At 75.2% G+C, this 7,920-nt stretch carries 9 protein-coding genes; 3 read left to right on the forward strand and 6 right to left on the reverse strand.

Annotated features, from left to right (window positions below):
- Nucleotides 1-10 precede the first annotated feature (10 nt).
- The 3 genes from ACX6XY_RS18560 to ACX6XY_RS18570 all read right to left on the reverse strand — a co-directional run bounded on the left by ACX6XY_RS18560 (nt 11) and on the right by ACX6XY_RS18570 (nt 3,150).
- Nucleotides 11-436: an OsmC family peroxiredoxin gene (locus tag ACX6XY_RS18560; protein WP_460331904.1), complete on the reverse strand. Its 426-nt coding sequence runs from the start codon at nt 434-436 to the stop codon at nt 11-13.
- A gap of 146 nt (nt 437-582) precedes the next feature.
- Nucleotides 583-2,715, reverse strand: coding sequence for a phage holin family protein (locus tag ACX6XY_RS18565; RefSeq protein WP_460331906.1), 2,133 nt, complete (start codon nt 2,713-2,715; stop codon nt 583-585).
- A gap of 24 nt (nt 2,716-2,739) precedes the next feature.
- Complete coding sequence (locus ACX6XY_RS18570; protein ID WP_460331908.1) at nt 2,740-3,150, reverse strand: hypothetical protein; 411 nt, start codon at nt 3,148-3,150, stop codon at nt 2,740-2,742.
- 149 nt (nt 3,151-3,299) lie between these two features.
- On the opposite strand from ACX6XY_RS18570, the gene ACX6XY_RS18575 reads away from it, so the two are divergent.
- Nucleotides 3,300-3,617, forward strand: a complete 318-nt coding sequence (locus tag ACX6XY_RS18575; RefSeq protein WP_460331910.1) for a hypothetical protein — start codon at nt 3,300-3,302, stop codon at nt 3,615-3,617.
- 27 nt (nt 3,618-3,644) lie between these two features.
- Here ACX6XY_RS18575 and ACX6XY_RS18580 read toward each other — a convergent pair whose 3' ends face one another.
- Nucleotides 3,645-4,049, reverse strand: coding sequence for a hypothetical protein (locus ACX6XY_RS18580; RefSeq protein WP_460331912.1), 405 nt, complete (start codon nt 4,047-4,049; stop codon nt 3,645-3,647).
- 101 nt (nt 4,050-4,150) lie between these two features.
- Here ACX6XY_RS18580 and ACX6XY_RS18585 point away from each other — a divergent pair, with 101 nt between their 5' ends.
- Together ACX6XY_RS18585 and ACX6XY_RS18590 are read left to right on the forward strand one after the other, a co-directional pair.
- The gene (locus ACX6XY_RS18585) at nt 4,151-4,924 is read left to right on the forward strand and encodes an MBL fold metallo-hydrolase (protein ID WP_460331914.1); all 774 of its coding nucleotides are present in this window, start codon (nt 4,151-4,153) and stop codon (nt 4,922-4,924) included.
- A complete protein-coding gene (locus ACX6XY_RS18590) occupies nt 4,921-5,547 on the forward strand; it encodes a DedA family protein (protein WP_460331916.1) in 627 nt (208 codons plus the stop codon). Before ACX6XY_RS18585 ends, ACX6XY_RS18590 begins: the two co-directional genes overlap by 4 nt.
- 71 nt (nt 5,548-5,618) lie before the next feature.
- On the opposite strand, the gene ACX6XY_RS18595 is transcribed toward ACX6XY_RS18590, so the two are convergent.
- Nucleotides 5,619-6,725 (reverse strand): MBL fold metallo-hydrolase, encoded by a 1,107-nt coding sequence (locus tag ACX6XY_RS18595; RefSeq protein WP_460331918.1) that lies wholly within the window; start codon nt 6,723-6,725, stop codon nt 5,619-5,621.
- On the reverse strand, nt 6,722-7,920 hold a 1,199-nt coding region (locus tag ACX6XY_RS18600; protein ID WP_460331920.1), incomplete at its 5' end, for an aminotransferase class I/II-fold pyridoxal phosphate-dependent enzyme. The genes ACX6XY_RS18600 and ACX6XY_RS18595, both read right to left, overlap by 4 nt.

Genomic DNA, 7,920 nt, shown 5'->3' on the forward strand with positions numbered 1-7,920 from the left:
GTACGCCCGATCAGGCCAGGCTGGCGGTGAGGGTGATGCTGGTGCCGGTCAGCGCCTGGCTGACGGGGCAGTTGGCCTTGGCGTCCTCGGCCGCCTTGGCGAAGGCGGCCTCGTCCAGGCCGGGTACGTCGCCCTCGACGATGAGGTGGATGCCGGTGATGCCGGTGCCGGGCTGGAAGGTCACCTCGGCCTGGGTGACCAGCTTGGCCGGAGGGTTCCCGGCCTGGCTGAGGCCGTGCGACAGGGCCATGGAGAAGCAGCTGGAGTGCGCGGCGGCGATCAGCTCCTCGGGGCTGGTCTTGCCGTTCGCCTCCTCGGCGCGGGAGGGCCAGGAGACCGGGTACTGGCCGATGCCGGACGATTCCAGGGCGACCTTGCCCTCGCCCTCCATCAGGCTGCCGGTCCAGACGGTGTGCGCGGTGCGCGTGGTTGCCACGTTGAGTCCCTTCGAGGTGGAGCGCGGTCAGGCCGTACGTCATTGCGTCACGCGGCCACGGAAGCCCGCCCGTGCCGCGTGACCCATCCGACCACATTCGGCGTGACGGCACGCGGAACACCGGGCCACGGGCCGTGAACGTCGGGTCAGGGGGCGCTGTCCCCCACGGCGCGCCCGGCGGCCGCCGACGGGGTCCCCGGCGGGGTGCCCGGCGGCATCCCCGGCGCGTCGGCCTCGCGCAGCCAGCGGCGCAGTACGCGGTGCACCTGTTCCGCGCCGACCAGTTCGCCGCCGTCGGGTACGGGCGCGGACAGGACCCGCGGCGCCAGCAGGAAGGGCCGTCCCTGGGCGCCGCCGAGACCGCCGTGCGAGCCGATCTGCTCCTCGAAGGCGAGCACCTCGCCGCTGGCGGGGTCGCACCAGGAGTTGACCATGATGTCCGCGACATGCGGGAAGGAGTCGGTGCGGCGTACGGCGTCGGCCGCGCCCGGACCGAAGTCAGCCAGCACGCCCGGTTCCCGCGCGTCGGCGTCCGGGGCGTCCGCGTCCGGGGCGTCGGCGTCCGGGGCGTCCAGGCGGAGCTCCGCGCCGTGCGCGCCGAGCACCAGGGCGCCGTGCTCCTCGCCGCGCACCAGCAGGAAGCCGACGCCGGGGTGGTTGGCGAGCGTGGGCAGCAGCGCCGGGTATCTGCGGTCGATCCGCTCGCGGGTCATCCGCTCGGGCACGTCGGGGAACGAGATCAGGCCGAGGTTGCCCGACGCCAGCACCACCGGCTCGGAGTGCCGGTCCGGGCGGGGGCGTTCGGTGTCCTGTTCGACGGGCCGGTGCAGTGCGGTCCGTACGGCGGCGCGTGCCTCGGCGCCGCTGTGCGTGCGCTGGGCGCGGCGCGGCACCGGCAGCCCGCACCCGGCCCTGACCAGATCGCCCAGGGTGAGCCCGTAGCGTGCCCGGAACGTCTCGCCCGGACTCTGTCCGTGGTCGGAGAGCAGCACGATCCGGTAGCCGCGCGGGGCGTGTTCGGCGACCTTGGCGATCAGGGCGAGCGAGCGGTCCAGGCGCTGCAGCACCCGCTCGGCGTCCCGGCTGCCGGGTCCGGAGTGGTGGGCCACCTCGTCGTACGCCACCAGGTCCGCGTAGACGGCGCGGCGTCCGGCGAACATGTCCCCGATCACCGCGGCGACCACGACATCGCGCTCGACGACGGTCGCGAAGGCGCGGATGAACGGGTAGAGCCCGCCGCGTTTGACGCGCGGCCGGGTCTTCCGCAGCCGGGCCAGCGTGGACTGGCCGATCTCCCGGCCGACTTCGGCGACGAAGGACATCGCGGTGCGCACGGCGTTGGCGGGGTCGGAGAAGTAGGCGAAGTACCCGGCGCGCGAGCGATGTCCGCGGCCCCGGCGCGCGGCCACCGAGAGGACCAGGGCCAACTGGTCGGCGCCGCCGCCGAAGAGATTGCCGCGGCTGGCGCCGTCCACGGCGAGCAGTCCGGGGTCGCCGGTGCGGCGGGCGGCGCGGCGCTGGAGTTCGGCCGCGCTGGCGGGCCGGTTGCAGACCATCACCTGCCGGGTGTCCTTCTCGTACCAGCGGAAGGCGGGGACGTCGTGGTTGGAGCCGTGCAGGATGCCGAGTTGGCTGGCGCCGGTCTGGCTTGACCAGTCGGTGCGCCAGGGGGTGAGCCGGTGGCTGTGCTCCAGCCAGTGGGCGATCGTCGGCGTCAGTCCCTTCTCGACGGCGTGCAGCAGAACGTCGTGGCCGACGCCGTCCAGTTGCAGGAAGAGCGTGCCGGGCGCGCTCGGCCCGGTGACGGCGGCGGCGCGGCGGCGGCGCCGGTCGGCGAGCCGGTAGAGCCTGCGGCGGTAGGCGTTGTCGTCGCGTACCGCCAGGGCGGTGGACGTCGCCGATGCCACGGCCGACATCACGGCGGCGACGACGACGGCGGTCTGTACGTCGGCCTGGCCGCGCCCGTCGGGGATCAGCCGCAGCGCGAGGCCGAGCAGCGAGCCGTTCAGGAAGAAGACCAACAGGCCGAGCACCAGGGCCGGGACCAGCAGCAGCGCGCGGACCAGAAGCGGCCACACCAGGGCGCTGAGCACGCCGAAGACCCCGGCGCCGATCGCGGCCGTGACGCCGGTCCTGGTGGCGCTGTCGCCGCCCTGCGACTGGAGTCTGAAGTCCGGCAGGATCCCGGCCAGGACGAGCATCGTCAGCGTACTGACGGCCCAGACGACGACCACCCGCCACAGCGCGCGGCCCGCCCCGCGCCATCGCCCCTCGGCCACACCGTGCTCCACTCGCGTCCGCACTCAGCCCCGGCACGGCACGGCCGGGCCTCTCCGCCCAGCCTTGCACACCGGGCGACACACCCAACGGAGGCGGGGGCAGGGACGGGAACGGGGACGACACCCCGGCGGCCCCCGCTCCGTGACGCGCAGCCGGGACCCCGTGCCGGGCGGCTGCTCCGCGAGACCCGCGGCGGTCAGGGCGGCGAGGGTTTCCCGCGCCGTCGCCCCGTCCGTCTTCAGCGTGCCGGTCAGCCGGTCGACGGCGTCCGCGTGGGCGACGGCGTCGTCGCCCGCCGCCCTGAGGAACTCGAGCGCCACCGACTGGGGGAAGGTGATTCCGGCCGACGCGAGCAGGCGCTCACGCAGGGGCACGGTCGCGTAGTGGGTCCGGCCGATCAGCTGGCTGGTGAGGGCAGGGGTGGTCCGGGGCACGACAGCTCCTTGACGAGTAAGCGGAGGGGTCTCCGGTTGGCTTCTGGAAGGGAGCCAAAGCGACGCCGCACGCAACCGCCGCAGGATCCTGGACGCGGCCGCCCGCGTCCTGGCCGCCGACGGCTCGGCCGCGCTGTCTCTGGACGCGGTTGCGGGCCTTTCTGCACGGACTGGCCGATCTCGTCGACGGCAACCGGGAGTTGCTGCTTCTGGCCGAGGCCAGCGCTCCCGCGGGCCGCTACCACAGCGCGCCGTTCCGCCGCCACCACGAGCAGATCCGCCGGATGCTCGACGAGCTGGCGCCGGGGGCCGACAGCGCCTATCTGGCGGACCTGCTGCTGGCGGCGTTCACCCCCGGCCTGTTCGACTTCCAGCGGCAGCGGCAGCGGCGCGGCTGGCCGCTGGACCGCGTCAAGCGGGGGCTCGACACGCTGGTCGACGGCGTCGCGGGCCAGCCACGGCCGTAGGGCCTGTCCCCCGCCCGGCCACGCGGGTCAGGTGCCGTCGTAGCCCGCCGTGGGCATCGAGAGGCGGCGGTGCACCCGCGCCTTCATCCCGGCGTCGTAGGCCGGTTCGTCCAGGCCCGCCGTCTCCAGCCGCACTCCGCGCCTGGCGCACTCCGCGCTGAAGTCGTCCACCGAGACCAGGGCACGCTCCAGGACGCGGCGGCTGGGGGCCACGAAGACGTCGACCAGGCCCGCGTCGACATCGGCCCACAGACTGCGGTGGTCGGTGCGCAGCCCGTACACCAGCAGTTCGCGGGTGACCACATAGCCCCGGTCCGCGGCCCAGTCGGCGCACATCGCGTGCTGGCTGCGGCAGTCCACGAGGAAGGGGTCCTTGTCCAGCTCCTCGAGCGGCGTCAGGCTGGCGATCGCCGCGACCCGGATCTCGGCCATGCCGTCTCCCTCGCCTCGGCCTTCGCCGCAGACACTACTACTCGCCGTACGCTCGTAGGAGTGGCCACGAGCCCGCGGAAGCGACCGAAGGGAGCCGGTGCGTGCCGGTGGAGATCACCTGGTGGGGCCATGCCAGCTGCACCGTCGAGGACACGGGGGTCCGGGTGCTGACCGACCCGCTCTTCGCGCGCCGTCTGGGACATCTGCGCCGCCGCCGCGGCGGGCTGCCGCCGCCTCGGGCCGCCGCGGCGGACGCGGTGCTCGTCTCGCATCTGCACGCCGACCATCTGCACCTGCCGTCGCTGGCCAGGCTCGCGCCCGGCACCCGGCTCCTGGTGCCGCGCGGCGCCCCGGCCGCCGTGCCGGGGCTGCGGAGGCTGGACGGCCTGCGGATCACCGAGGTCGCGGCGGGCGACGAGGTGCGGATCGGGGAGGTGACGGTGCGCGCGGTGCCCGCGCGGCACGACGGGCGGCGGCTGCCGCTGGGGCCGCGGCGCTGCCAGGCGCTCGGCTATGTGGTGAGCGGCGAGGCCCGGACCTACTTCGCCGGGGACACCGGGCTTTTCGACGCGATGGCCGACGCGGTGGGCGAGGTGGATGTGGCGCTGCTGCCGGTCGGCGGCTGGGGTCCGTACCTGGGCGACGGCCACCTGGACGCGCCCCAGGCCGCCCGCGCGCTGGCCCGCATCGCGCCGCGCAGCGCGGTCCCGGTGCACTTCGGCACGTACTGGCCGATCGGTCTGGACGCGGTGCGGCCGCACGAGTTCCACGGTCCGGGCGACGAGTTCGTACGGCAGGCGGCGCTGCGGGCGCCGGACGTGGCGGTGTATCTGCTCGGGCACGGCGAGAGCGTCCGGCCGGAGGTCGCCAGGTGATCGTCGCCGCGACGGCCGCGCTCACGCCGGAGTCGACCCAGCAGGCGGTGGGCTATCCCTCCCTCTTCCTGCTGGTGGTGCTGGGCTCGCTGCTGCCGGTGGTGCCCACGGGGGCGGTGGTGAGTTCGGCGGCGGTGGTGGCGTTCCATCAGACGGCGCCGCTGACGCTGCTGTTCGTGTTCCTGGTGGCCTCGTTCGCCGCGTTCACCGGCGATGTCGGCCTGTACTGGCTCGGGCAGCGCGGGATGCGCTCACGCAACGGCTCGCGCTGGCTGCGGGAGCTGTACGACCGGGCACCGGCCGACCGCCTCGCCCGTGCCCAGGGGAAGCTGCGGGACCACGAGATCGCGGTGCTGGTGGCGTCCCGGCTGATCCCCGCGGGCCGGATCCCGGTGATGCTGGCCTGCCTGCTGGCCAGCATGCCGCTGCGCCGTTTCATCCGCGGGAACGCGCCGGCGTGCCTGGCCTGGGCGGCGACGTACCAGCTGATCGGCATCCTCGGCGGGTCGCTGTTCGCCGAGCCGTGGGAGGGGCTGGTCGCGGTGGTGGCGCTGACGGTGCTGATCAGCGGCGCGCCGTCGCTGTGGCGCAGGCTGCGCGGCACGCGGAACCGGGAGGCGTGAGGCCGCCTGAACGCCCCGGACGCCCGCGCGCCTGAAGCGCGGCCGGCCTGCCTCCCGTCCTCCCCCTCGCCCTATCCCCTGCCCGGCGCCTCGGACGCCTCGGCCGTGAGGACTCGGGACGCGCCGACCGGGAGGTCCCACAGGTCGTCGCGCGACCGCCCCGTCCGCTCCCAGGCCGCCCGCACCCGCGTCAGCGGCTCCAGTACCGGCTCGGCCGAGAGCAGGAACGTCGCCCAGTGCATCGGCGCCACGCGCCGCACGCCGAGGTCGTCGGCCGCCCGTACCGCCTCCTCGGGGTCGCAGTGCACATCGCGCAGCCACCAGCGGGGCTGGTACGCGCCGATCGGCAGCAGCGCGAGGTCGAGTCCGGGGTGGCGCCGCCCGATCTCCGTGAACCAGTGCCCGTACCCGGTGTCGCCCGCGAAGTACACCGCGCGCCCTTCCGCGCCGGTGAGCACCCAACCGCCCCACAGGGTGCGGCAGGTGTCGGCCAGGCCGCGCTTGGACCAGTGGTGCGCCGGTACGAAGCTGAACCGCACGCCGCTCAGCTCCGCGGCCTCCCACCAGTCGAGCTCCGTGACGCAGGAGAAGCGTCGGCGGCGGAACCAGCGGCCCAGGCCCGCGGGCACGAACACCGGCGTCTCGCGCGGCAGTCGCTTCAGCGTCGGCGCGTCCAGATGGTCGTAGTGGTTGTGGCTGATGACCACGGCGTCGATCCGGGGCAGCGCGCCCCAGCCCACGCCGACGGGCGTGATCCGGGCGGGAGTTCCGAGGATGCGCCGCGACCACACCGGGTCGGTGAGTACGGTGAGCCCGCCGACCCGCAGCACCCAGCTGGCGTGCCCGACCCAGGTCACCGCGAGGTCCGACGCCCCGGCTTCCGGCAGCGGCCCCGGTGCGAACGGCAGGTGGGGGATGTCCCGCAGGCCCTCGGGACATGGCCGGATCGAGCCCTCGCGGGCGAACCGGGCGAAGGCCCGCACGCCGGGCAGCGGTGTGGTCAGCCGGTCGGCGAACGACCGGGGCCAGGCGCGTGCCTCGCCGAGCGGCACCGGGACGGGCGAGCCCGGTCGTGTGGACGCGGCGGCTCCGGGGGCGGAGAGGGGCGCAGCTGGTACGGCTGAGCCGACTGGTGCGGCTGGGCCGGGGGACGTTATCGGCTCGGACTGCTGCGTCATCGAGGCGGCTCCCTTCGCTGGGCGTCCTGGGCTGTGGTTTTGGTGGTGGCTGTGGCCGCTGTGGCCGCTGTGTCCGCGGTGGTGGCCGTGGCCGTGTCGGCGCGGAGTTCGTCGAGAGCCGACCCCAGCAGGGCCAACGCTCGTCGCACGTACGGCGATTCCAGGGGCTCCTGGGCAGCGAGTGATTCCAGCCGCTCCCGGTCCGTGGCGCCGATCAGCGGCCCGGTGGACAGCCGTACGCGCAGACCCCCCAGGTCGTCGCCGAACCGGTGCCCGCCGGCCACCGGCATGCCGAGCCGCTCGGTGAGATAGTCCTCCAGCTCGATCGCGTCGGTGACCGCGCGGGCGGCGAAGGCGGATTGCAGGGGGCCCAGGTCCGCGTAGAGGCAGCATCCGGCCCGCGGCGGGCGGGCATGTCCGCCGACCGCCCGTACGGCGCGGTACGCGGCGTCGGCCACGCGCGCGTGCAGCCGGGTGGCCGCGGCCAGGCGTGCGGTGACCTCGTCCGGTTCGCCGAGCGCGTATCCGGCGGCCGCGGCGACGGGCGCGGCGACGACGGCGCCGAGCGCGGTGAGCACGTCGAGGGCACGGGCTCGCAGGTCGGCCCCTGGCGCGGTGTCCGGGAAGCGGGCGACGGCGGCGGGCCAGTCACCGGGCAGAAACGCCCCGGACAGATCCGCGAGCACGGTGACCCACTCCGGCAGCATCTCGGCGGGGCTGATCAGCACACCCCGCCCCGCGCTCCCGGCCGACTCGGCCGGGCCGTGCACCGTGTCCCGCCAGGTCTCGTCCGCGACGACGTGCAGGCCCTCGCCCGCCGCCGCCTCCACCGTCTCGTGCAGCAGCTCAGGCGGCGGCACCGTGCCCGTCGGGTCATCGGCGACGGAGAGCACCACGAGCCTGGGGTCGCCGCCCTCGGCGCGTACCCGCCGGACGGTCTCCAGCAGGGCGTACGGGTCCGGAACTCCCCCGCACTCGGCGGGAGTCGGCACATGGAACGTCCCCCGCCCGAGCAGCCGGTCACCGGGCGCCCACCAGGCGGCGCACGGGCGCGGCAGCAGTACGTCACCGCCGACGGCCGCGCTGAGCGCGAGCAGCAGCAGCGCCGCGCCAGGCGCCGCGACGACCTGGCCCCGCCCGCCCGGCAGACCGCGACGGCCGAAGTAGCCGCCCGCCGCGTCCAGCAGCGCCGGGC

Source organism: Streptomyces sp. O3 (genome assembly GCF_054788135.1).